25 protein-coding genes are annotated in these 23,306 nt (G+C 44.8%); 2 read left to right on the forward strand and 23 right to left on the reverse strand.

Features of this window, described 5'->3' with window-relative positions:
• Window positions 1–99 precede the first annotated feature (99 nt).
• From msrA to WSWS_RS04175, 12 genes are all read right to left on the reverse strand, one after another.
• A complete protein-coding gene (gene msrA / locus WSWS_RS04120; RefSeq protein ID WP_070230092.1) occupies window positions 100–630 on the reverse strand; it encodes a peptide-methionine (S)-S-oxide reductase MsrA in 531 nt (176 codons plus the stop codon).
• 52 nt (window positions 631–682) lie between these two features.
• Window positions 683–1,519, reverse strand: a complete 837-nt coding sequence (locus tag WSWS_RS04125; protein WP_070230093.1) for a MetQ/NlpA family ABC transporter substrate-binding protein — start codon at window positions 1,517–1,519, stop codon at window positions 683–685.
• Between the two features lie 447 nt (window positions 1,520–1,966).
• Window positions 1,967–2,887 (reverse strand): manganese-dependent inorganic pyrophosphatase, encoded by a 921-nt coding sequence (locus WSWS_RS04130; RefSeq protein ID WP_070230094.1) that lies wholly within the window; start codon window positions 2,885–2,887, stop codon window positions 1,967–1,969.
• Between the two features lie 214 nt (window positions 2,888–3,101).
• Window positions 3,102–3,371, reverse strand: a complete 270-nt coding sequence (gene rpsN / locus WSWS_RS04135) for a 30S ribosomal protein S14 (RefSeq protein ID WP_070230095.1) — start codon at window positions 3,369–3,371, stop codon at window positions 3,102–3,104.
• 2 nt (window positions 3,372–3,373) lie between these two features.
• Complete coding sequence (gene rpmG, locus WSWS_RS04140; RefSeq protein ID WP_070230096.1) at window positions 3,374–3,523, reverse strand: 50S ribosomal protein L33; 150 nt, start codon at window positions 3,521–3,523, stop codon at window positions 3,374–3,376.
• 331 nt (window positions 3,524–3,854) lie between these two features.
• On the reverse strand, window positions 3,855–4,403 hold the full coding sequence (gene frr / locus WSWS_RS04145) for a ribosome recycling factor (RefSeq protein ID WP_070230097.1): 549 nt from the start codon (window positions 4,401–4,403) through the stop codon (window positions 3,855–3,857).
• Between the two features lie 2 nt (window positions 4,404–4,405).
• Window positions 4,406–5,128 (reverse strand): UMP kinase, encoded by a 723-nt coding sequence (pyrH, locus tag WSWS_RS04150; RefSeq protein ID WP_070230098.1) that lies wholly within the window; start codon window positions 5,126–5,128, stop codon window positions 4,406–4,408.
• Window positions 5,129–5,155: 27 nt separating this feature from the next.
• Window positions 5,156–6,034 (reverse strand): translation elongation factor Ts, encoded by an 879-nt coding sequence (gene tsf, locus WSWS_RS04155; protein ID WP_070230099.1) that lies wholly within the window; start codon window positions 6,032–6,034, stop codon window positions 5,156–5,158.
• A 99-nt stretch (window positions 6,035–6,133) separates the two neighbouring features.
• A complete protein-coding gene (locus WSWS_RS04160; protein ID WP_070230100.1) occupies window positions 6,134–7,294 on the reverse strand; it encodes a lipase family protein in 1,161 nt (386 codons plus the stop codon).
• 137 nt (window positions 7,295–7,431) lie between these two features.
• Window positions 7,432–8,211, reverse strand: a complete 780-nt coding sequence (gene rpsB / locus WSWS_RS04165) for a 30S ribosomal protein S2 (protein ID WP_070230101.1) — start codon at window positions 8,209–8,211, stop codon at window positions 7,432–7,434.
• A 160-nt stretch (window positions 8,212–8,371) separates the two neighbouring features.
• Window positions 8,372–8,665, reverse strand: coding sequence for a GIY-YIG nuclease family protein (locus WSWS_RS04170; RefSeq protein ID WP_070230102.1), 294 nt, complete (start codon window positions 8,663–8,665; stop codon window positions 8,372–8,374).
• On the reverse strand, window positions 8,658–9,416 hold the full coding sequence (locus WSWS_RS04175) for a tRNA1(Val) (adenine(37)-N6)-methyltransferase (RefSeq protein WP_070230103.1): 759 nt from the start codon (window positions 9,414–9,416) through the stop codon (window positions 8,658–8,660). Before WSWS_RS04175 ends, WSWS_RS04170 begins: the two co-directional genes overlap by 8 nt.
• A gap of 148 nt (window positions 9,417–9,564) precedes the next feature.
• Between WSWS_RS04175 and WSWS_RS04180 the strand changes: the two genes are divergently transcribed.
• Window positions 9,565–10,200: a lysophospholipid acyltransferase family protein gene (locus tag WSWS_RS04180; protein ID WP_070230104.1), complete on the forward strand. Its 636-nt coding sequence runs from the start codon at window positions 9,565–9,567 to the stop codon at window positions 10,198–10,200.
• Window positions 10,201–10,288: 88 nt separating this feature from the next.
• Here the strand turns inward: WSWS_RS04180 and obgE are convergent, their stop codons facing one another.
• The 4 genes from obgE to WSWS_RS04200 form a co-directional block, all read right to left on the reverse strand.
• Window positions 10,289–11,599: a GTPase ObgE gene (gene obgE, locus WSWS_RS04185; protein WP_070230105.1), complete on the reverse strand. Its 1,311-nt coding sequence runs from the start codon at window positions 11,597–11,599 to the stop codon at window positions 10,289–10,291.
• A 136-nt stretch (window positions 11,600–11,735) separates the two neighbouring features.
• Entirely contained in the window at window positions 11,736–13,529 is a 1,794-nt protein-coding gene (gene uvrC, locus WSWS_RS04190; RefSeq protein WP_070230106.1) for an excinuclease ABC subunit UvrC, read from the reverse strand.
• A gap of 16 nt (window positions 13,530–13,545) precedes the next feature.
• Window positions 13,546–14,052 (reverse strand): VanZ family protein, encoded by a 507-nt coding sequence (locus WSWS_RS04195; RefSeq protein WP_070230107.1) that lies wholly within the window; start codon window positions 14,050–14,052, stop codon window positions 13,546–13,548.
• Window positions 14,053–14,260: 208 nt separating this feature from the next.
• Window positions 14,261–14,995, reverse strand: a complete 735-nt coding sequence (locus WSWS_RS04200) for an amino acid ABC transporter ATP-binding protein (RefSeq protein ID WP_070230108.1) — start codon at window positions 14,993–14,995, stop codon at window positions 14,261–14,263.
• A gap of 167 nt (window positions 14,996–15,162) precedes the next feature.
• Here WSWS_RS04200 and WSWS_RS08160 point away from each other — a divergent pair, with 167 nt between their 5' ends.
• The gene (locus tag WSWS_RS08160) at window positions 15,163–15,303 is read left to right on the forward strand and encodes an SPJ_0845 family protein (protein ID WP_164699429.1); all 141 of its coding nucleotides are present in this window, start codon (window positions 15,163–15,165) and stop codon (window positions 15,301–15,303) included.
• Window positions 15,304–15,355: 52 nt separating this feature from the next.
• Here WSWS_RS08160 and WSWS_RS04205 read toward each other — a convergent pair whose 3' ends face one another.
• The 7 genes from WSWS_RS04205 to WSWS_RS04235 form a co-directional block, all read right to left on the reverse strand.
• Window positions 15,356–15,640, reverse strand: coding sequence for a hypothetical protein (locus tag WSWS_RS04205; protein WP_070230109.1), 285 nt, complete (start codon window positions 15,638–15,640; stop codon window positions 15,356–15,358).
• A gap of 15 nt (window positions 15,641–15,655) precedes the next feature.
• Window positions 15,656–18,283: a DNA translocase FtsK gene (locus tag WSWS_RS04210; RefSeq protein WP_070230110.1), complete on the reverse strand. Its 2,628-nt coding sequence runs from the start codon at window positions 18,281–18,283 to the stop codon at window positions 15,656–15,658.
• A gap of 18 nt (window positions 18,284–18,301) precedes the next feature.
• Window positions 18,302–18,817, reverse strand: a complete 516-nt coding sequence (locus WSWS_RS04215) for a tRNA (cytidine(34)-2'-O)-methyltransferase (protein ID WP_070230111.1) — start codon at window positions 18,815–18,817, stop codon at window positions 18,302–18,304.
• Window positions 18,818–18,957: 140 nt separating this feature from the next.
• The gene (locus WSWS_RS04220) at window positions 18,958–20,148 is read right to left on the reverse strand and encodes an AI-2E family transporter (RefSeq protein WP_070230112.1); all 1,191 of its coding nucleotides are present in this window, start codon (window positions 20,146–20,148) and stop codon (window positions 18,958–18,960) included.
• 82 nt (window positions 20,149–20,230) lie between these two features.
• Window positions 20,231–21,253, reverse strand: a complete 1,023-nt coding sequence (locus WSWS_RS04225) for a lactonase family protein (protein WP_070230113.1) — start codon at window positions 21,251–21,253, stop codon at window positions 20,231–20,233.
• Between the two features lie 119 nt (window positions 21,254–21,372).
• Entirely contained in the window at window positions 21,373–21,894 is a 522-nt protein-coding gene (locus WSWS_RS04230) for a YehS family protein (RefSeq protein ID WP_070230114.1), read from the reverse strand.
• 135 nt (window positions 21,895–22,029) lie between these two features.
• A complete protein-coding gene (locus WSWS_RS04235) occupies window positions 22,030–23,217 on the reverse strand; it encodes an aminotransferase class I/II-fold pyridoxal phosphate-dependent enzyme (RefSeq protein WP_070230115.1) in 1,188 nt (395 codons plus the stop codon).
• Window positions 23,218–23,306 lie beyond the last annotated feature (89 nt).

A 23,306-nucleotide genomic window follows, 5' to 3' on the forward strand; every position in this document is an offset into this window, starting at 1 on the left:
AAAGCGACTTAGTCAGGGACTAAATCGCTTTTTCAACTTTATTTAGGTGACCGATTACGCAAATTGCACTCTCATAATTCACTCATCTTATTGTGTGAATTACCCTTCGTTGACACCCCAATGTGCATCAATAAAGTCTTGGCGAGGGGCATGTTCGGCTTCATAACGATCGACATTTTTCTTGTAGAAGTCTTGATGATAATCTTCTGCAATCCAGAAAGTCTGGGCATCTTCGATAGTGACCACGATAGGTTCATCACCAAAGACTTTGCTTGCAACCAATGCTTGCTTTGATTCTTCAGCAATGGCCCGCTGCTCAGGAGAGTTGACGAAAATCACTGGTCGGTAATTATCACCCCGGTCTTGGAATTGACCCATGGCATCCGTTGGATCAGTCACTTGCCAATAGAGATCAACTAATTCCTTGTATGAAATGACAGCATCATCAAACCATACCTTGACCGCTTCAGTGTGACCCGTTGTGTGGGCTGACACTTCTTCGTAAGTCGGATTATCCTTGTGGCCACCGGTATATCCTGAAAGAACCTTTTCAATCCCGGCTAACGTGTCAAATGGTTGCACCATGCACCAAAAACATCCCCCTGCAAAAATGGCTGTTTGTTCTGCCATGTCAATTTCCTCCATCTTTCTTCTATAACGCTTGCGATGTATCTATTTTAGCTTACTTCAACTTGATATCCCAGGCAGCTTTTTCAGCTGTACCATACAATGCCTTGATATGCTTCTTTGTCTTGTCGGTTTGGTAGGCTTTGACGACTTGCTTGTAAATTTTCTTGTTCTTGTCCTTCTTCAAGGCCACAATGTAGTTGATGTAACCGGCAGCCTTCTTGTTAACGGGCTCCGTGAACAATGTTTCCTTATCAGTCAACTTGGCATCCAAAGCGTAGTTCGTGTTCACCACCGCGGCATCGACTGACTTCAGAGCAGCCGCCGCTTGCGCAGATTCAACTTCCTTGATCTTCAAATTCTTCTTATTCTTAGTAATATCCTTAGCCGTTGGCGTCTTCTTTGACGTATCATACTTGATTAACTTGGCTGAAACCAACAAGTCCAAAGCGCGCTTTTCGTTTGAGGCATCATTTGGAATGGCAATCGTAGCGCCCTTCTTGATATCCTTCAAGCTAGTCAATGTCTTTGAATACAACTTGATTGGTGTGATATACGTCTTACCAATCGTGGCCAATTTGTTCTTGTATTCTGGATTTTGTGTCTTAAAGTAGTTCAAGGTCTGGAATGAATTCAAGTCCAATGACCCATCAGCCACGGCCTTGTTCGGTTGCACATAATCCGTGAATTCCTTCAGCTTGATCGTGATGCCATACTTCTTCTTTGCATCCTTTACAACATATTCCCACAATTGACGGTCAGAATCACCGACGACACCCACTGTAACCGTTTTCTTGCTTGCAGCTGACGCCACCTGGGTCGTTGTGGATACGACAGTACTAGCAGTAAAAACAGTCGCCGCTGTTGCAGCCAAAATTTGAATCTTCTTCATCTCACACCACTCCTAAAAAGTAAAATAATCATTGTTTGGACAATAAAAAAGCCCATCCCTAAGTTAAAAACTTAGAAACGAGCTCTCGTGATACCATTCTAATTCGTAAATTTGGTCGCCCAAATAAACCTCAGCAACATACGGGTTCAAAGCGAGATGATGCCGAACCGATATGTGTGTGTTGATAACGGTCACCACCCCGTACTCAGCTTCTAGACTTGCTAGTCACCGTAGTCCAATCACAGGCCATCTTCGAAAACTCACCGCACGTTATCTTCCACCAACCGATAACTCTCTTGAATTTGGTAAGTAACCTACTTTCCTGATCACTTTGTTTTAAACTATGTGCATAATATTAACGTATCCTCATCGTTTCGTCAACACTTTTTCATAATATAAAAATAATCAGTGGCCACGATTAACGTGAACATCGATTATTAAGCTTGATTAGAAGGCCGCGTTCAATGGTGGAACGACTTGCTTCTTACGTGAAACCACCCCTGGTAAGTCGATCACGTTATCCGTCAAAGACTTGTCGAAGGCCTTTTCAACGGCCGCTGTTTCTGCACCAATGTAGAGTGCCTTTGAGTTTGAATTCAGGATATCAGTAATGACAAACAAGAAGTTGTCGTAACCTTCAGCAGCCATTTCCGCCTTGATTTCTGTTTCAAGGGCTGCTTGACGTGTCAAAACTTCGTCGATATCAACTGTATTGACTTGACCGATGCGGAAAGTATGACCGCCAATTTCAAATGACTTGGCATCGCCATCAATCAATTCCTTTTCTGACTTCTTTGACAAGTCAGTACCGGCCTTCAACAAGGCCAAACCGTAAGCTTCAACATCGTCCAAACCAGCAGCTGCTGCCAAACCTGCCAAAGCTTCCTTGTCCATTGCAGTGGTCGTTGGGCTCTTCAACAACAATGTGTCTGAGATAACGGCTGAAGCCAACAAACCAGCAATTTCAGCTGGAATGGCAACATTCGCCGTCTTAAACTCAAAGAAGAGGATTGTCGCCACTGAACCCCAAGGCTTATTAATGATGTAAAGTGGTGCTGATGACTTAAAGTCAAACTTGTGGTGATCATAAATTCCCAACACATTAACTTCAGCGATATTAGCCACTGATTGAGCAGCTTCATTGTGGTCCACCAAATAAACATCTTCAGTATCGGCTGTTTCGATGACACGTGGTGCGGCAACACCAAATTTGTCCAAAGCGAACTTTGTCTCATCGTTAACAGTTCCCAAGGCCACTGCTTCGGTGTCTTGGTCGTACAACGTGTTCAACAAATATGATGCTCCGATTGCTGATGCAATTGTGTCAGTGTCTGGGTTTTGGTGTCCAAAAACAAGCGTCTTAGCCATTTTTTAGTTCTCCAATTCATTAATGAAATTACCGTGATCGACTCACGTACTATCTAATAGTTTACTACATTATGTGGCAATATTGTGCTACTTTGTCAAAATTCAACCACTAAGCGCGTGCACCTAATTCATTGACTGATCTGTACAGCAAAAAAGAACCCACCTACTCAAACGAGTAAGTGGGTTCTTTTGAAAACTTAAGGTAAAATGCAAATTACCAAGAAGCCTTCTTAACACCAGGAATCAATCCCTTGTGTGCCAATTGACGGAAGTTCAAACGAGACATTCCGAATTCACGCATGTAAGCGTGTGGACGTCCATCAATCTTGTCACGGTTGTGAACACGTACAGGTGATGCATTACGAGGCAACTTTGACAAACCAATGTAGTCTCCAGCTTCCTTCAATGCAGCACGCTTTGCAGCATACTTAGCAACCGTTGCTTCAATTTTCTTAGCCTTAGCGATCTTTGACTTCTTAGCCATGGTTACTTAACCTCCTTGAATGTGGTAACACGACGCAACTTTGGAGAGTACTTCTTTAGCTCCAAGCGATCAGGTGTGTTACGACGATTCTTAGAAGTTAGGTAGATACGCTCACCTGTTTCGGCGGCTTCTAACAAAATGTTAATGCGCATTAACATCACTCCTTGATATAAGATTAGGTAGGTGCCCCTACCGACTAATGATAACGACAGATTTAGCTGCATTGGGCCAAATCCCAAGCTTGCGTCGTATTCAAAAGCTAGTAAATTACAAATACTAATACTACACGTGTTCTTTTGAAAAAGCAAGCCATTTCAACGATTTTCTGACAAGTAATTTTACTTGTCACATAATTGATGTCACCTTGCAATCAAAGCCCACTAATAAGCGTCCTCAGACCGGATAGAAATTTGTGTAACATGCTCCAATCATAAAGAAAGAGCCCAGGGGTCACCCGCTGAGCTCGGTATAGAACGATCACAATTAGATGGTCGTCAATTCTTTTTCTTTATCTGCTTGAATCACATCGATATTCTTGATAGCTTCATCAGTTACCACTTGAATATCCTTTTCGATCTTGCGCTCTTCATCTTCAGATAAGTCGTCAGCCTTCTTGGCATCGTTTAAGGCATCACGGCGTACATTACGTACCGCAACCTTAGCTTTTTCAGCTTCAGCTTTCACATCCTTAGCCAAAGTCTTACGTGATTCCTCAGTCAAAGCTGGGATAACCAAGCGAATAACAGACCCGTCATTCGCTGGTGTAAGACCAAGGTTAGCCGCAAAAATACCTTGTTCGATAGCCTTTAAAGCTGTCTTATCAAATGGTGTAATCAACAAAACACGTGGTTCTGGTACCGAGATTGAAGCCAATTGGTTCAATGGGGTTTCCGCACCATAGTATTCAGCTGTGACACTACGCAAGATTGAAGGATTAGCGACACCAGCACGGATGTTTCCCAACTCACGTTGCAAAACATCTGCAGCCTTAGCCATACGTTCTTTAGCAGATTCAATAATTGGATTTGCCATAATTAACGTCCTTCCACTGTGGTTCCAATATTTTCACCCAATACAACTCGTTTGATGTTTCCTGGCGTATTCAAATTGAAGACGACCAAGTTAATATCATTGTCCATTGACAATGTTGAAGCCGTTGAGTCCATGACATTCAATCCTTGTGACAAAACATCCATATGCGTTAAAGTTTCATACTTTACCGCGTCAGGATTCTTGCGAGGATCGTCATTATAGACACCATCAACCCCATTTTTACCCATCAAAATTGCGTCAGCATTGATTTCAGCAGCGCGCAAAGCTGAAGTTGTATCTGTTGAGAAGTAAGGTGAACCAGTTCCTGCACCGAAAATGACGATGCGTCCTTTTTCAAGATGGCGAACAGCCTTACGACGAACGTAAGGTTCAGCCACTTGACGCATTTCAATCGCCGTTTGCACGCGCGTTGGGACATCTAATGACTCTAAGGCATCTTGCAATGACAAAGAATTCATCACCGTTCCAAGCATACCAACATAGTCTGCTTGGGCACGTTCCATCCCCAACTTAGCACCTGCTTCACCACGCCACAAGTTACCACCACCGATAACAATTGCGATTTCGACGCCTAGTTCGTAGACTTCTTTAATTTCAGCCGCGATTGCATTAACCGTTGCCGGATCGATTCCTTGACCTTTTTCACCAGCCATGGCTTCACCTGACAACTTAAGTAACACACGCTTATACTTTACATCTGCCATGTTTGTTTGCTCCAGTTTCGAAAAGGATTAGCCGATTTGTGCTGCAACTTCAGCCGCAAAATCAGTTTCTGCCTTTTCGATACCTTCACCAACTTCGTAACGAACGAATGACAATACCTTGCCACCCTTTGATTCAACGTAAGCCGCAACCGTTTCACCGTCACCCTTAACAAAGGCTTGGTCAACCAATGAGATGTCAGCCAAGTACTTGTTCAAACGACCTTCAACGATCTTTTCCTTGATGGCATCTGGCTTGCCGTTCAAGTCTTCTGCAGCCAATTGAACTTCCTTTTCGTGAGCCAAATCTTCCGCAGGAACCTCTTCACGTGAAGTGTACTTAGGTGCAATCGCTGCAACGTGCATAGCGATATCCTTAGCAACTTCGGCATCAGCACCTTCAACCAAGACGATTGATGAGATCCGACCACCCATGTGTGAGTATGCTCCCAAAACTTGACCTTCTTCAGCAGTAATCACTGCGAAACGACGCAAAGTGATCTTTTCACCAGTGATTTGAGTTGTGTGCACGATCAATTCGTTCAAAGTTTGACCTTCAGCATCAACCTTTAATTCTAAGGCAGCTTCAACATCGGCTGGCTTAAACTCAACGATTGCATTGGCAACAGCGTGCAACAAGTCATTAAATTCCTTGTTACCAGCAACGAAGTCAGTTTGTGAGTTCAATTCGATGATAGCAGCTTCGTTACCCTTAGTAGCAACATAAGTCATACCTTCAGCAGCAATAGCGCCAGCCTTCTTAGCGGCCTTTGCCATTCCCTTTTCACGCAAGAAGTCGATAGCGGCGTCCAAATCACCATCAGTCGCAACCAAGGCCTTCTTAGCATCCATCATTCCAACGTTCGTCTTGTCACGCAATTCCTTAACTTGAGCAGCAGTAATAGCCATTTTTAAGGTCTCCTTCAAAATATACAATATAGTTATCTTGTTAATTATACATGAAATACGTCAGTTTTCATAGAACAGTTGTATTTGTTCCTTAAAATGCTATGCGACTGTCTGTGCCAGGGTCGCAATAAAGTAAGTGACACTCGCATGCTCATTGAAGGCAACGGCTGGTTCACCTTGACCAATAAAGTACAATAACAAGGTTTGCCAGTCCTTTTCTGCTGGGGTATAGGCCGCAAAATCGAAGACACGCGGCGATAAGTCTTTGGCATCCATGTAAAACGCCTGCGCAATCTCAAAGTAAAATTCATACGGCGTCATCGGTGCCCCGTCATGCCATGTGATCTGTTTTTGGTAATAGTCCACCAGCGTCGGTGCAATCCCACTCCCAATGGCAACCATGCTTGCAATCGCTGCCTCAGCGGTTGGATTAGTGACAAAGGCGTTATCCACCTCTTCAGCAAATTTTTCTAAGAAAGCTGGCTGATCAGTATGCACCGCATGGACTTGGCCGATGTGGTAAAACTGCCAACCGGGCACATTAAAGTTAGGCACAAAGTCCCGTGGATTAATCAGGTTATGAATATTTGCATACCCGGTCAGGGGCTCACCACGAAATGCCGGCGCAGGGGCCACGGCGTAGCTATAAACCGTCGCCGAGTGTTCATCAGTCAGTACCTTAGCCACATACTCAGCTACCGCCCCACCCCGTGATTGACCGGTCACCCAGAGTCTGCTTGTTTGATGCGTCTCTCGGTATACCTGTAGGTTCGTTAGCAGTGCCTCACCCGCCAGTGCATAGTTACCATGATATGGTAAGTTGGTGGCGCCATCATCCCCACCGTATTGAAAATCACCAACCCATTCAATCCCTTGTGGGGTGCCCCGAATCACGATGGCTACGACATCCCAGACCGGTTGATAACCCAATGTGTAGGCCACCTGATTTTTCTCATCATGCCCCGTTGGATAAGTTTGCAAAGTGGCGTTCCAGGCAGTGTCTGAATAATTAAAGTCTTCAATATCTTCAAACCCTAACGCCCGTAAATTTTCACAGGCAAACCCATGGGCCATACTATTTTGCACCACTGGATAGGCACTCGCCGCCAGCCCCGCACTCAGCTGGGCCAATGGTTGGTTAAACACCGTGGCATCAGTGAACAATGTCGTTTCATCAAAAGTCACCGTGCTTTGTCCAATCTGAGCTGTTTGACCGCTTAAGTATCCTGGAATCGCGTATTTTAATTTTATCTTTGCCATCAATGCTACCTCCATCTACGGAAATTGTAGCACAAGCAACCATAATTATCCCGGCAGAGTTTATGAACCACGAATCCTGTATAGACAACAAAAACCCACAACCTCAATAATGAGATTGTGGTTTTGATGAACTAAAATTAGTTGTTGTCGCCTTCAACGATTTCAGTCAATTCTTCGATTGAAGCAGCCTTGTCGGCACCGTCTTCAGCTGAAAATTCATCAGCAACGGCGTCTTCACCTTGGTTACCTTCGATAACGGCATCAGCCATCTTAGCAGTAATCAAACGTACGGCACGGATAGCATCATCGTTAGAAGGGATCTTCACATCGATTTGGTCTGGGTCAGCGTTAGTGTCAACCATAGCCACGATAGGAATGTTCAACTTGTGTGCTTCTTGCACAGCCAATTGTTCCTTATGAGGATCAACGATGAACAACAAGTCAGGAACCTTAGGCATTTCAGCGATACCACCCAAGAACTTCTCCAACTTTTCGCGTTGCTTTGTCAACAAAGCAACTTCCTTCTTTGGCAAACGATCAAAAGTACCATCTTCTGACATTGCGCGCAATTCCTTCAAACGTGCGATACGCTTTTGGATTGTTGACCAGTTAGTCAACGTTCCACCCAACCAACGGTGGTTAACGAAGTACATGTTTGCACGAGTTGCTTCTTCAGCAATTGCATCTTGAGCTTGCTTCTTAGTACCAACGAACAATACAATGGCACCGTCAGCAGCAGCGTCGCGAACGTAGTTGTAAGCTTGGTCAACCATCTTTACTGTCTTTTGCAAGTCAATGATGTAGATACCATTACGCTCAGTAAAGATGAATTCACCCATCTTAGGGTTCCAGCGACGTGTTTGGTGTCCGAAATGTACACCAGCTTCAAGCAATTGCTTCATTGAGATAACTGCCATGAGTTAAATCCTCCAAATGTTTTTCCACCTAATACCGCATGTAGTTCGACGACCATATAGGCACCCGTTCAACTATTGGTATTAGTGAGTATTTTTTGGTCCGTAAACCAATATTAAATTCTACACCTACCCGCGAGCATCGTCAAGTCTTTACAACCACTTATTTACGTGGCGCTGGCGTGAAATCTGTGACCCCATGTTCCCGCAAAAAAGCTTCTTTCTGCAGACGCGTTAATTTTTTAAAGGCCGCTTCAGCACGCAAGGCGGCACTCTTCGTTGCAAATGCCTCGGCGTAGAGCAGACGCAGGGGATGCCGCCGGGCTGGCCGCGTGTACTTGGCGCCTTTGCCAGCTTCGTGGACGGCCAAGCGCTTACCGACATCATCGGTGAAACCACCATAAAAAGTATTATCAGCTGTCAGTAAGACATACATATAGTAAGGCTTATCAGTCATGATTACGGCCTTCATAAATCGCCCAAACTTCATCACGATATGTACCATCGGCATTATGCACAATCACTGGTGGTAAAATCTGGGCCCCGGTCAGTCGCCCGTTCTTAATGGACTCAATCAAGACCATGTTGGCCTCCTTACCGACTTTGGGGTACACAAACTGAATCCGTTTGGGGATTAAATTCTCAGCCCGCAGCGCATCCAAAATCTCAAACAAGCGATCTGGGCGGTGCACCATATAAAAATGCCCGCCCGACTTCAGTAATTTCTTAGCCGTGTAGCTGACTAGCTTCAAATCCGCTTTAATCTCATGCCGGGCAATCGCATAATGTTCATTGGGATTCTTATGCGATTGCACCGTAGCTGCAAAGTAAGGTGGGTTGGAGACGACCGTTTCAACTGAGCCAGGGAAAATATCGGTAAAGATATCTTTCATGTCTTTGTTGATCACCGTAATTTTGTCATCCAAGTCATTCAAAGCAATTGAGCGTCGCGCCATATCCGCCAACCGTGGTTGAATCTCAATGCCGATAATGTGGCCGGTCACCTTGTGAGCCATAAATAATGGAATGGCCCCATTACCGGTACCTAAATCAACAATCGTGCCCTTACCACCGTTATGGGGATTGGCAAAGTTAGCCAACAAGACTGCATCAATTGAAAAGGAAAAAACTTCTTTACTCTGGATAATCCGCACTTCATCGCGGTACAACATATCCAACCGCTCATCCCCAAACAATTCAACTTCCATCGGCCACACCTTCATTTCCTACAATGTCTTTTCTAAATATGATATTATACTACATGGCCCTGAAAGGTCATGCACTTATTTTATTTTTAGTAACCCTTGTGAGCCAGCAAGCGCATGGCTCCAAAATTATTTTACGAGGTATTTAGTAATGTTCTATTCATTTGCTCGCTGGGTATTAGCAGTATTAGCAGTCATCTTTAATGGACGTTACACCACCGTTAACAAGGAAAAGTTACCCGCCGGCAACTATGTTCTCGTCGGGCCACACCGTACTTGGTGGGATCCATTGTACTTTGCCATTGCGACTTGGCCAAAGACGTTTACTTTTATGGCTAAGATTGAATTGTTCAAAAATCCAATCTTACGGTTTATCTTAAACCATGGCCACGCCTTTCCCGTCGATCGGGAGCATCCCGGCCCATCGGTTATCAAGACCCCGGTGAAAGCCTTAAAGAACACGGATATGAGTCTGATTATGTTCCCCTCAGGTTCACGCCACTCCAACGAGATGAAGGGTGGCGCATTGATGATTGCCAAAATGGCTGGTGTCCCAGTTGTCCCCGCAGTCTACCAAGGACCATTGACCTTATCTGGCTTGTTAAAACGTGAAAAAATCACCATCGCTTATGGTGATCCAATCATGATTGACCGCAAAACCAAACTTAACGATGAGGCCATTGCTGCGTTTGGTGATACGTTGACCGCGGCTTTTGATGACATTGATAAAGAAGTTGACCCAACCTTCGTCTATGTCGATCAACATCCCGAAAAGGGCCAGAAATAAACCCCAAGCTCCTGTTTAAACACAGGGGCTTTCTTTGTCTCTGGACAAACAAAAAAGTGTCCCAATTGGGACACTTTTGCTTAGTTCGTTAGTCTTCAAATTCAAATTGGAAGTCCAAGATTTGAACCGTGTCACCGTTTTTAGCACCAGCTGCGCGCAAGGCATCATCGACACCCATGGTACGCAATTGCCGTGCAAAACGCATCAATGACTCTGTGAAGGCCGTATTCGTACGTTGGAACAACGTTTCGATTTGATCACCCACCAACAGCCACACGCCATCTGGATCGCGCATGATTTCAAATGGTGCTTCGGCTTCTTCAAACTCGTAAACTGCTGTTTCATCGACGTTAGGCTCCATCCCCTTAGGAATAAAGTGTGGCGTCTCATCCAACAAATTGGCCGTCTGTTGTAGCAAGGGTTCTAATCCTTGCCGAGTCAACGCTGAAATTGGCATGATTTTGATATCAGCAGGGACTTTCGGGTCAGCGGCGAGCTTCTCTTTGAAAGTTGCCAAAGTCTCCGCAGCATCTGGCATGTCCATCTTGGTTGGCACAATAATCTGTGGCCGGTCCAATAATGCTGGATCATACTCCGCCAATTCTTGGTTAATCTTAACATAATTGGTATATGGATCTTCTTCAGGGTCCACACCACTCATATCAAGCATATGCAAGATGACACGTGTACGTTCGACGTGTCGCAAGAATTGAATACCTAGGCCAACACCTTGTGAAGCCCCCTCGATCAATCCAGGCAAGTCAGCCATGACAAAGTCACGACCATCTTCCAACCGAACCATCCCTAAGTTAGGGACCAAAGTCGTAAAGTGGTAAGCCGCAATCTTTGGCTTAGCCGCCGTCACAACTGATAGCAAAGTTGACTTTCCAACGGATGGGAAACCGACCAAACCAACGTCAGCTAGGACCTTTAGTTCAAGGGTAATGTTACGCTCAATCCCTGGTTCACCGTTTTCAGCAATTTCAGGGGCGGGATTCTTTGATGACGCGAAACGAATATTACCACGACCACCACGACCACCTGCAGCAACAATCAAACGATCGTCCTTATCGACTAAATCGCCCAAAATTTCACCCGTGTCGGCATCCGTCACGGTCGTACCTTCTGGCACCCTGATAATCATGTCATCAGCTGACGCACCAGTCATGGCCTTAGTAGCACCATTACCGCCACCATCAGCTTTAAAGTGGTGCTTATATCGGAAATCCATCAAAGTGCGTAATCCTTCGTCAACGACAAGAATCACATCACCACCATGGCCACCATCACCACCAAAAGGCCCCCCCATGTTGATGTACTTTTCATGACGGAATGAGACGGCACCATCGCCACCTTTTCCGCCTTTAACGTATATTTTAACTTGGTCAACGAACGCCATCGTGAACCACCTTTCCGCCGTAATCGGCCGCTTGCTCTTTTCCGAGGCTGCCTTGCAACCTATTCATGGACCAAGTTGTCCACAAACCTGGTCGTTACTAACTGCGAAATTAACTAATTCATTGTAACACAAACACCTAGCTATCGGCATCCTTCAATGCAGTCAAAGAAATTTTAATCGCCTGGGCAACTTTTTCCGTGACCCCGACCGCCCGCAATTCTGCAATTGAGGCATTCGCAATCTTATTGATGGACCCAAACGTGGTCAATAATTTCTGCCGGGTTTTCGGTCCCACCCCATTGATTTCATCCAACTTTGAGGCCAGTGAATGCTTTGAGCGTAAATTACGATGGAATGTAATGGCAAACCGATGGACTTCATCTTGAATCCGTTGTAATAAGAAGAACCCTTGTGATTTGGCATCCAAATGGACATGGGGTTCACCCTCTTCGCGCAACAAATCAGCCGTCTTGTGATGGTCATTTTTCACCATAGCAGCCACTGGAACAGCCAAGCCTAACTCATCTTCAATGACCTCACGCGCGGCGTTCAATTGAATCTCACCACCGTCCATGAGGATCAAATCAGGCAGGTCACTGTGTTCTTTGAGGACCCGCGTATAACGACGGCGAATGACCTCCATCGTGGCCGCCCGTTCATCAGCATGATCAAGGGTCTTAATCTTATATTTACGGTACAAACTCTTATTGGGGATCCCATCTTCAAAAACAACCATGGCCGACACCATCTCTTCACCTTGCGTATGCGAGTGATCAAACGCCTCAATACGATGAATCGTGGGGATGTTAAGGGCATCCGCAATCTCTTGCATGGCCCCGTTGGTCTTGGACTCATTCATTTCCATCAGCCGGAATTTTTCAGCTAGCACAATTTGCGCATTTTTGGCGGCCAAGTCCATTAGCTCACGTTTTTCACCACGTTGGGGGGTGCGCACAGCCACGTGCAATACTTCCGCAATCATTTTCGTATCAACACCCTTAGGTACCAAAATCTCTTTTGGCAAAATGGCATTTTTTCGATTATAAAACTGCAGAATAAAACTCGTTAGCTCCTCTTCAGCCGTATCTACAATGGCAAAGGTCCGTTTTTCACGCTTCATCAACCGGGCTTGCCGGATAAAGAATACTTGTACTGACAACCACCCTTTGTCCAAATAAAAATTGAACAAATCACGTGGGGTGCCATCCTTTGAAATAATTTTCTGCTTTTCAACAGTAGCTTCGATAAATTTCAACTGGTCCCGCAAATCGGCAGCTCGTTCAAATTCTAGTTTTTCAGCGGCTGCCATCATCTTGGTATTTAACGTCTTCTTGACGGTCTTAGTATCGCCATCCAAGAAACGTTGGATCTTATGAATTTGGGCATCATATTCAGCCGTTGGAACCTCATGGTAACAAGGGCCTAAACACTGCCCCATATTGGCATATAAACAAGGCCGACCTTGATACCCATTACAACGCCGTAGCGGATAGACTTTTTGTAAAAAGTGCAGGGTTTCTTGCGCAGCATACACGTTGGGGTATGGTCCAAAATACTGACCATTATCTGGTTTAACTTCACTGACTAATTCGATTTTAGGATCGCGTTCATGGGTGATTTTGATGTACGGATAGCCCGTCCCACGCTTCAAACGAATATTGTAATATGGCTGATACTTTTGAATTAATGTAATTTCAAGTAATAAAGATTCCTTTTCAGAACTGGTCACAATAAAATCAAAATCGGCAATATTTTCGACCAATTGTGCTGTTTTACCAGAATGTTCACTTTTAAAGTATGAACGCACGCGATTTTTTAAATTTTTTGCTTTACCAACATAAATGATTTTGCCGTTCAAATCTTTCATTTGATATGAGCCAGGTAAATCCGGTAGTAGAGCTAACTTTTGTTCAATATGTTCAGAAGCCATCCTGCACTCCTTTCTATCATAGGTGACGCTGTGGCAAACGTTTCGTGATACTTAAAATAATGGTGGCTATGATAATTGCCGTCAAAGCCCCCGTACTATCAAGGGCAACGTCTTGAATCAACGGTGTCCGACCACCCGTAAGTGACTGATGAAACTCATCCAAGCCGGCATAACCAGTCGCCGCTTGCCAGGCCACAAAACCAGCTAACAAACGATTGCCGATTCGTCGGCGTAACCCCATAAACCAACTCAATCCTAAAATGAAATACGTCGAAAAATGCGCGGTTTTACGCATTAAAAATTCGACATAGGTAAAATAATTTTTAGCAGCATCTTCAACCTCACCGGCATACGTAAATTTAAATTGAGCTAGAAATTCTTTAAATGGTTGATTCACCAACCAATGGCGTAGATTGCCTTGTTGGCTTTGCTCAGCGTAAGTCTGACTACTTGAAAAAAACAAGACCGCCATCACACCAAACGCGATTGCTAACCAAACGATTTCGCTGTTAAATTTTTTCATTATTACTCCCACCTATCACAGGAAAACGATAGGTTTTTTACTTTATTGCGTTGATGTTACGTCGCCTGCATGTGCAAAATTATCACAAATTGAACGTCTATTTCAACCATTGAACACTTCACAGACCAAACAAAAAACGATGAATCATAAAACTGATTCATCGTTCCGTTATGACTATCTAAATCATAGCATACTATGCAAATTTCGCTTATAGCATCTTTGCCAAAAAGTCTTTGGCACGATCCGTTTGGGTATTGGTAAAGAATTCTGTTGGTGTCCCTTCTTCGACGATGTAACCACCATCCATAAACCAAATTTTTGAAGCCACTTCACGCGCAAAGCCCATTTCGTGGGTGACGACCAGCATCGTCATCCCTTCCTTGGCCAAATCATTCATAACCTTCAAGACTTCCCCAACCATCTCTGGGTCCAGGGCTGAAGTAGGCTCGTCAAACAACAACATCTTTGGATGCATCGCCAATGCCCGGGCGATAGCCACACGTTGCTTTTGACCACCCGATAGTGAACCAGGGTAAACATCGGCTTTATCACCTAACCCGACCTTTTCTAACAACTCCTGGGCCGTGGCGGTGGCAATATCATCAGCGATGTTTTTTACCTTGACAGGGGCCAACTTGACGTTTTCAATCACGGTCATATTAGGGAATAGTTCAAAACTTTGAAAGACCATCCCCAAATCCGCCCGCACGGTGTCCAATGCCGCTTCATCAAGACTAACCATATCTTGATCCTCAAAGAAGATCGCCCCTGAAGTCGGTGCTTCTAACATATTCAAAGCCCGCAAAAAAGTTGACTTACCTGAACCAGAAGGGCCAAGAATCGCGATTACTTCGCCTTCTTCAACCTGGTTACTGATGCCTTTGAGGACTTCATTTTTACCATATGTCTTCGTTACGTTTTCGATTTTCATCACAGTTGTCATACACTTTTCCTTCTCTCACTCATATCTATGCACATAGTATAGCTGTTTTTGTAATTTTATGCAACTATTTCGGTTGAAAATGTATTTTATGCATTATTGTGACCAAAAAACCGCATTTCGCGATTCGTGTTATACTAGTGGCAACAATTAATAAAAGAGGTGCCACCATGGGATTACAATCAAAACGACAAGATAATTTGGAACGTGAATTCGAAGGTTTCGTCTTTCCAGATCTGAACGATTCTAAAAAAGATGACTTTCTCGGCAAGAAAACGGCCGATCCATTGAAGTCTACCGAAGAAAAGTAAACAAAAAACGCTGCGACCAGCTCATCATCGAACTGGTCGCAGCTTTTTTTGTTTATAGCCAATTAATTTCATCAGCCGCAATGGGTTGATAATCTAAATCAGCGATTGGATGACGTTCTTTTTGCCCTTGGCCATGCACCTGTAAGTACAGATTGGCATCAGGGTTATCCCGAATATCAGCTACTTCGACAACGACATTTTCAAAGTGCATGCGAAACTTCCCCAGCTTGGGATCAAAAGTGTACTTACGCCCAACATCATAACTAATATCATGTTTAAACATCACGATAAGGTCATTTTCAGGTTGTTGGTCATGCATATCATAGCGAATTGTCATCAGGAGCCTCTTTTCTTACTGATTGTTGATTGCTTGGGCAGCTGCCTGCTGTGCATAATACTGCTCTTTGGTCATTAAAACACGACTTGGCTTAGATTGCGACTCTTTAGGGGCCAAGACCCCCGCTGCAATCAAATCGTCGTTCAAGCGGGCCGCCCGGTTATAACCCATGCGGAAGTGCCGTTGTAACATCGACGCTGATCCCTTACCTTCCAGATTCACAAAATCAATCGCTGCATCCCAATTTTCATCCAAGTCGCTGGTCGTACCAGCACCTGTTTCACCATCAATCACAGCCAAATCTGAATCGGTAATTTCCATGGCTTCATCGTATTGTGCTGTCCCCTGATTCTTGACAAAGTTCGTCAAACTAGCCACATCTTCATCAGATAAGAAGGCCCCTTGCACACGTAACGGACTGTTTGCACCGATTGGATTAAACAGCATGTCCCCACGGCCCAATAACTTTTCAGCGCCGTTACTATCCAAAATGGTACGTGAATCAACACCCGAACCGACCGCAAAGGCCATGCGTGATGGCACGTTTGCCTTGATCAAACCGGTAATAACATCAACGGAAGGGCGTTGCGTCGCCACGATCATGTGAATACCCGCCGCACGGCCCAACTGGGCAATGCGCACGATGGCTGGCTCAACTTCGCCAGACACGGTCATCATTAAATCAGCCAACTCGTCAATCACCACCACGAGATAAGGCATCTTCTGCATGACAACGCCCTGCGCTGCTTGCTTATCAACGTAATCATTATAACCGGCAATGTTACGCATACCGGTCTCCGCCAAGGCCTTGAAACGATTATCCATCTCGACCACGACCTTTTTGAGTGCGGCCGCTGCTTTACGCGGTTCCGAAACCACTGGGGTAATCAAATGCGGAATATCATTGTAGACATTCAACTCGACCTGTTTGGGATCAACCAGCATTAACCGCACTTCCGACGGCTTAGCTTGGAGCAAAATCGATGCCAAAATCGAATTGATAGCTACTGATTTACCAGAACCCGTCGAACCGGCAATCAATAAATGCGGCATCTTCGTCAAATTCATTTTGATAATTTCGCCCGTAACACTTTTACCGATTGGTACCAGCAACACATTTTTCGTGTCAACGCCGGCCTTATCCATCATGTCACGGAAGCCGACCATCGCCTGTTGATCATTGGCCACTTCAATGCCGACTAATGATTTACCTGGAATCGGCGCTTCAATACGCAAACTTTTGGCCGCCAAAGCTAACGCCAAGTCATCCGCGAGATTTGTAATTTTAGAGACCTTCACCCCGATCGCAGGTTTAATTTCATACTGCGTGATGGTCGGTCCCAAGACAACTTTTTCCACGGTGGCTTTGATATTAAAACTGGCCAAAGTTTGTTGCAAAATGCGCGACTTCTCTTCTAATTGATTTCGTTCCTTACTTTGATCAGTCGAGCCAACCTTAGTTAATAGGGTTGTCGTTGGTAATTGGTAATTACGATCATCAGGTACCTTACCAAACCCACTCACCACTACGTCTTCAGATGGTACTGATTTAGTCGATGGCTCAACATGACCGACATCAGTCTGATGTGCGGTCGTTTTTGGTGAGGTATTTTCATTGGGTCCCCGTAATGCATCGACGTGACTTAATGGTGCAAAATCACTTGGTGCCTCATCATCGGGCATGGCAGCCGTCAACGAAGCCAGATCGTCGTTCGTGGCCACAGCATTATCGGGCGCATAACTCGCCACGGAATGAAGCGGTGCCAGGTTACTTTCTTCAAGATCGATTGGTGCTGGGGCGACGATTTCAGGCATCTTAAATTCATCCATCGTAGTAGCCACGGTCTTATTTAAATCGACAGCTGCCTCAACATCCTCAGCATCAGCTGCTGAATCAGTCCCACTCGCTGGCGCAAAATCATAGGGGGTACTTTCACGCTTCGCTTGATAATTACTTTTTAGTTCTTCTACCTTTGCCGCACCACTGGATACGACCTGTCGGGCTTGATCAGCCACAACGTTTCCTGCCAATTCACTGGCCCCAAAGAAGCCCGTGAGCAGTTCCTTTACCGGTAGATTGAAAAAGATGACAATCCCGGCCAACATTGCAAAAACTGCTAGAATCCATGAGCCCCAGTTAGCGGTTGCGATGTAGGTCACTGACAGGATCGCAGCCCCAATGACGCCACCGCCAACCGGTGTGGTGGTAGCTTTATTACTCATATCTTGGGCAATTAATCGCCCAATCGTGTTAATCATATCGGTATGTGTTTGCATCTCATTAAATAATAAGATCGCGCCAGCCAACATAAAGCCCAGATAAAATAACCCTAAGCCCCCATAAATCCGGGGCCGGACTTTCGGCCACTTGCCATAAACGGCCACATACAGCAGAAACATGGCCAAAATAATCAAGACCGCTTGATAGGATCCACCGACCACATAACGGACCAGATTGGCCATGAATTTACCGACCAAGCCAAACTGCCCGACTGCTAAAATTTCAAGCAGTAAGGCGACGACGGCAATAACATTGCTGGTATAAGCGAAATCACTTTGTTTACTGGTTGGTGACTTGCGCCGGACGGGCGTTTTACGCGCTCTCGTCGGCTTGCGTTGAGTTGGTGCTTTTCTAGTTGCCATCACCCGCTCCTCTCACCATTATTTTAGTTTGTCAAATTCGTATTCGTAAGTTAGATCTAGTTCTGGGAACCCTTGTTGGCGTAATGTTTCATAAATGATAATGGCGGCCGAATTAGCAAGGTTCAATGAACGAATATGATCGTCATTTTGTGGAATGCGCAGGGCCTTTTCACCATGTAAACGCATGAAAGGTTCTGGCAAGCCGGTCGTTTCTTTACCAAACAAGAAATAATAGTCATGATCGGGATTTGTGTAGTCCGCTTCGTGATATGAACGCGGTGCAAATTTTGAAATCAAAAACAACTCGTCCGTTGCCTGCAAAGTCTCCATAAAGGCTGGCAAGTTTTCGTGCACGGTAATATCCACTGTATCCCAGTAGTCCAACCCAGCCCGCTTAACTTGCTTATCACCCAATTCAAATCCCAAAGGCTTAATTAAATGTAACTTTGTGTTCGTGCCAGTCGCCGTCCGGGCAATATTACCTGTGTTGGCTGGCATCAATGGTTCAAACAAAACAATATGATTAGTACTCATGCTTCCCACTTCTTTCTCAATTATGTATTCAAATTAATGATTTTATCGCGACAGTCATTTCTGTCCACACAAAAAAAGTATAGCATGTTGCTTTTTACAACATGTTACACTTCCATGATTCTTATTAAAAGATTTATGTTCTACTCGTCTGTTGGCGCTGGCGCAACCGGCGTGATATGATCGTTGGTCTCATCATCGTCAAACAAGTTAGAATTATGCTTCCACCAGATATACAGCCGTGAAGCCAAGACTTTCACGATTGCATAACCCGGGATACCAAAGATGACGCCAATGACGCCAAAGATATTACCGGCTGACAGCAAAATGATTACTACCGTCACTGGGTGAATCTTCAATGAGTTACCAAGTAACTTTGGTGAGATCACCTTACCTTCTAAGGTTTGTTCAATGATGAATACGATTAAAATATAGACCAACATCATCGGACTAACAAACATCCCAACCACAACCGCCGGAATCATCGCCAAGAACGATCCCAAGAAGGGAATCAAGTTCAAGAACCCTGCAATGACCGCAATGAGCCAGGCATAGGGTAGGCCAATAATCATGTACCCGATGCCAAACATCAGTGCGACCGCAAAGGCGACACTCAATTGGCCCCGAATGTAGTTTGAAATTTGCAGATTAATCTCTGTAATTGTCTCAATAAATGACTGACGCGCTTTCACTGGCAGGAATTGCGTCATATAACCGGGTAATTGATGCCCATCCTTTAATAGATAGAACAAGATCAACGGGAAAGTCGCGATGGTGATGAAAATCATCGTAATTGTGCTAAAGACTGATGAAATCGTTGACCCACCTGAATTTTTGAGCAAACTCGCAACGTTTCCCACATATCCTTCCAAATTACTATTGGTTGATTTGACCCAGCTATTCAAAGCCTTAAACCGTCGATCAGATGTCCATTGGTTCAACTTATCGGTGATATTGTTCCAATACTCTGGCCAATGACGCACCAAGCTATCGATTTGGTCACGTGCGATTGGCACTAGGACGGCCCCCGCCCAAACAATCAAAGCCGTCAAAATCACAAATTCCAAGGTGATGGTGAGGTTACGCTTCATCTTAAAGCGTTTCTCGGCCCAATCAACCGTGGGATTCAGTAAGTAATAGAAAACACCAGCCACAACAATTGGCGCACCAACCGCCCCCATAAAGGCTGCGATGGGTTGAAAGATGAAGCGCACAGCATGTAACATGTACACAACCATTAGCAATAATAAGATGACTAGTAACCCGGTGACAAACTTGTTATTCAAAATTAAGCGAAAAAACGCTGAATTTTCGGAATTCATTTTACGTCGCATCTAGCTACCCCCTAAACCGTTATGTGTCTATGATACCAAAAAACCGGCAAACATGCAGTTCACCGGCGTTTTTCGATTTATTTTAGACAAATTCAACACGAACTGTTTCTGGCACGGCGATATCCTTGTGCACTAGCTCTAACAAACCAGTCTCGATATCACGGCGGTAAACACTCACGTTGTCTGTGTTTTGGTTAGCAGCAACGACCCAAGCTTGTGATGGATCCAACGCGAAGTCACGTGGGAAATCACCTTCAGTTGAAATCAATTGGATGCGTTCAAGGTGGGCACCCGCTTCACTCACTGCAAAGACAGCAATTGAATTGTGGCCACGGTTTGAAGCGTACACAAACTTACCGTCATCAGACACACGAAGCGCTGCTGTACCATTATGCTCAATCCAGTCAGCTGGCTTCGTTGAAACTGTTTGAACCAATGTAAATGATCCTGTAGCAGCATCATACTTCAAAACTGAGAGCAATGATGACAACTCACCTAATAGGTAAGCGTATTGACCGTCTGGGCTGAAACGAATGTGTCTTGGACCAAAACCAGGCTCAGTCTCAAACGTCGTCACCAAGCTCAACTTACCTTCAGCTGAAACATCGAAAGTGTAGACTTTGTCAGCACCCAAATCCACAACAACCACGCGGTTATCAGGTGTCAAATTGTTAAAGTGCACATGCGCTGATTCTTGCTCAGGACGAGGACCAGAACCTTCACTTTGGAAACTATCCGTCAAAGTAATTTGACCGTCTGCAGCAATTGCAAAGACTTCCAAAGTTCCCTTGTGGTAGTTACCTGAGTACAACAATTGACGAGCCTCGTCGACGGCCAAGTAGGCTGGTGAAGCGCCTTCAGCCAGCACCTCTTGCTCAATGGTGCCGGTTGCAAAATCAACCACAGCCACCCCACCTTGATCACCTTGCTTGTCAACGGCATACAACTTACCCGCTGCACTTAAAGCAGTATAGGTAGGGTTGCCCAGCTCAGCAAACTCAGTGATGTTTTCCAAGTCACCGGTTTCAGTGTTCAACTCAGCCGTATACAGACCCTTAGAAACGCGCTTTGTATATGTTCCAAAAACAACTTTTTCTGATGCCATGATTACTCTCCATTTTCGTGTAAATCGTAACAAGTTAGCAAAACTTGTAACCGTTTACAGTATACCATTTTTACAGAAAGTTGAGCAGATTTGATATTTTTTGTGTCAAAAAAAAGCTGTTAGTCTGACACAATCTCTTCATCTTTTGGGGTATCTGGTCGTTGTACCAGATTAATGCCATGCAACAATTTTCGTAAAAATTGATCACCCGCAATTTTATACTTTTTGTGGGTGCTAGCTCGTAGGATATCGGTAATTTCAGCGTTTGACATGGTAAACCCGGCCTCCATCATGAAACCAAGGATATCTTCGCTGGTATACTGCATCGCAATTTTTAACTTTTTGAAAACGACATTATTAATTTGATTGTCCCGGTTCATGCTATAATTTGGCGCCATTGGCTGACCATCAACCGCCAACTTCACCCCACGCTGGGTAATGATCAAGCCATTCATGAATTGCTCCAATTCATGTCGTGATAACTTTTCATCACGCGGGGTGTCTTTGGCTTGTTGCGTCATAATTTCACGGTAACGTGCTTTAGTAATTTCTAAGCCACCCAACCCAAAAATTTTAATCATGTCAGCGTCTTTGATGTCATACGCATAACGAATGCGCCGAACGATATCATTATTATTCATAAGTTCTCCACGGCTAGGTTACGACCTAGTTTCTAATTCATACTCCAATTGTATCAAAAAAAGCGCTTATTCGCCGACCATAGCTGCTGCACCATAAAAAAACACTCTGTCTTAAATTTACAGAGTGTTCATTAATTATTGTGCCGTCTTTTTCAATGCAACATATTGACCCAAGCGTACCAAGGCTTCTTGCAAGTCTTCCATTGAGGCAGCGTATGACAAACGCACGTAGCCTTCACCACCGGCACCAAAGATTGAACCAGCCACAATGCCTAGCTTAACTGTATTAGCCACATCGTGAATGAAGGCCATGTCGTCTTGATCCAACCAAGCCGGAATCTTCACGAACAAGTAGAAAGCACCACCTGGTTGCGCAGCTGTAAACCCTAATTCAGTTAACCCAGCTACTAACATATCACGACGGGCCTTATATTCATTACGCATATCAACAGCATCCTGGTGACCATTACGCAAGGCTTCTTCGGCGGCAGCCATCATTGGACCGGGTGCAGTCGTAACCAAGAATTGATGCATCTTCCCAACATGCTTCATCAAATCGGCGGGACCCGCAATGTAACCAATGCGGTAACCAGTCATCGCGTGTGACTTTGACAAACCAGAAATCAAAATCGTTTGTTCGGGCAAAATTGATGCAATTGATGTGTGCGGTGCATCATAAATCAATTCGGCGTAGATTTCATCAGAAAAGACCAACAACTCATGTTGCTTAAGAACGTCCGCAATGGCATGCACTTCAGCGTCTGAGTAAGTCACGCCGGTTGGGTTTGAAGGGTAATTAAACATCACTGCTTTCACATCAGGATGTTCAGCAATCGCTGCTTCCAACTTAGCTGGTGTCAACACAAATTCAGGTGCCGTATTAATCCCAATCACCTCAACCCCCATGGCTTCAGCAATCGCTTCATACATTGGGAACGTTGGCGTTGGAATGATGATCTTATCGCCAGGGTTTAGCAGACCATTAAAGGTCGCGTAGATGGCTTCTGAGGCACCCACTGTCACCAAGATTTCACTTTGTGGATCATACTTCGCGTCAAATTGCGTCGCCAGGTAATCAGCAATGGCTTCACGTAAACTAACGTGGCCCCACGCCGTTGCGTAGTGTGAATCATCCGCGTCAACGGCGCGCTTCACCGCTTCCTTGATATGCGCCGGTACCGCAAAGTCCGGTTCACCCAAAGTCAAACGCAGGATTCCTGGAATCTGGGCGAATTCACTGTCGATGACCCGGATTGGTGATGGCAAAATAGCCGCCAAACGATGATTGTAAGTTTCACTCAATGCAGAAAGTGTTGCTGGCATAATTATCTCCTCTTTCAAACCGCCTTGACGGTAATTCATTGTATTTAGTATATAGAAAAAAACTTGGCGATACAATACAATAAACAAAC

It is taken from the genome of Weissella soli, from assembly GCF_001761545.1.
GTDB classification, from domain to species: domain Bacteria; phylum Bacillota; class Bacilli; order Lactobacillales; family Lactobacillaceae; genus Weissella; species Weissella soli.